The sequence below is a fragment of the Mesorhizobium sp. WSM4816 genome (assembly GCF_055811535.1).
Window position 1 is genome coordinate 1 of record NZ_JBVVQR010000090.1, and the last position, 1,122, is coordinate 1,122.

The 1,122-nt window shown below is 57.5% G+C and carries 1 protein-coding gene; it reads right to left on the minus strand.

Features of this window, described 5'->3' with window-relative positions; all coding sequences use genetic code 11:
* Positions 1-216 precede the first annotated feature (216 nt).
* Positions 217-1,056: an ATP-dependent DNA ligase gene (locus AC0L3H_RS32910; protein ID WP_473588240.1), complete on the minus strand. Its 840-nt coding sequence runs from the start codon at positions 1,054-1,056 to the stop codon at positions 217-219.
* Between the last annotated feature and the right edge of the window lie 66 nt (positions 1,057-1,122).

Here is a 1,122-nt window from a genome sequence, read left to right on the forward strand (position 1 = left end):
AGCCTGTTTAAGTGACGCCTCGATGTCAACGACGATCATCGGCTCGTCCTCGAAAATGAGTGCTAGAGGCTTTCTCATGTCCTCACCCTCCTTTGATGGGCAGGAGCACGATGTGCGCTGACACCACGGCGTCAAATTCATAAGCCTGTCCGGATCAGAGTCCATACTCATTTGTTAAATGAGCGAAAACAGTGACGTCACTTCAAACGCTTGGCCCTACTCCTCGTCCCAGAAGTCCTGCAGCGAAGCATGGCGCAACTCCTCCTCGCCCCTGAGGTGTTTCACACGGGCCTTGAAGCCTGGCTTGACCCACTGTGTTGCCGGCCGCTTTGGGATGTCCTTGGGCGCCTCGCCGGCATGTTCCTGCACGCGCTTCCACAACCGCTCGCGCATCTCGCGATTGACGCTGACGAAAGCACTGCCGACATATTTCCGGGTGCCTGGCTCAGCCATCAGAGCAAACGCGGGCTTGCCCCTCTCGCGTTCAACTCCGAGAATCTCAAACTCGCCTTCGGTGAAGGATTTTGTCTTCAGCCAATTGGTGGTCGGGCCGCTGCGATATTTGCTGTTTCGACGCTTGGATACCATCCCCTCCAGGCCAGCCGCATCGATCAGATGGTAGATTGCGTTGGCCTCGCCCGGCATCGTCTCACTGAACTGGATGCGGCTGTCAGACCCTATAAGGCCGACCAGGATTTCCCGCCGATCCTCAAGTACCATGTCGCGCAAGTCGTGGCCGTTGAGATGCAGCAGATCGAACGCGACGAAATAGAGGTCGTGCTGGCGTCTGGTGATTGCCTTGCGCAGCGCGGCAAAATCCGAAAGGCCAGCCTTATTCAAGACGACGACTTCGCCGTCGATGATGGCATTCTCCACGTTGAGACCTTTGGCTGCCTCGACCAGGTCGCGGTATTTGGAGGTCCAGTCTAGGCCGCGGCGGGTGAAGATCCGCGCACCGTCGGCGTAGATTATGATCTGGGAGCGGTAGCCGTCGAATTTGGCTTCGTGCATCCAGTCATCGCCTTGGGGCGGCTTCGCTACCAAGGTGGGCATCATCGGTCGGATGAACTCAAGCCGGCCGACGCCGGTACTTACAATTTTACGCACCGATTCGATTCTAGG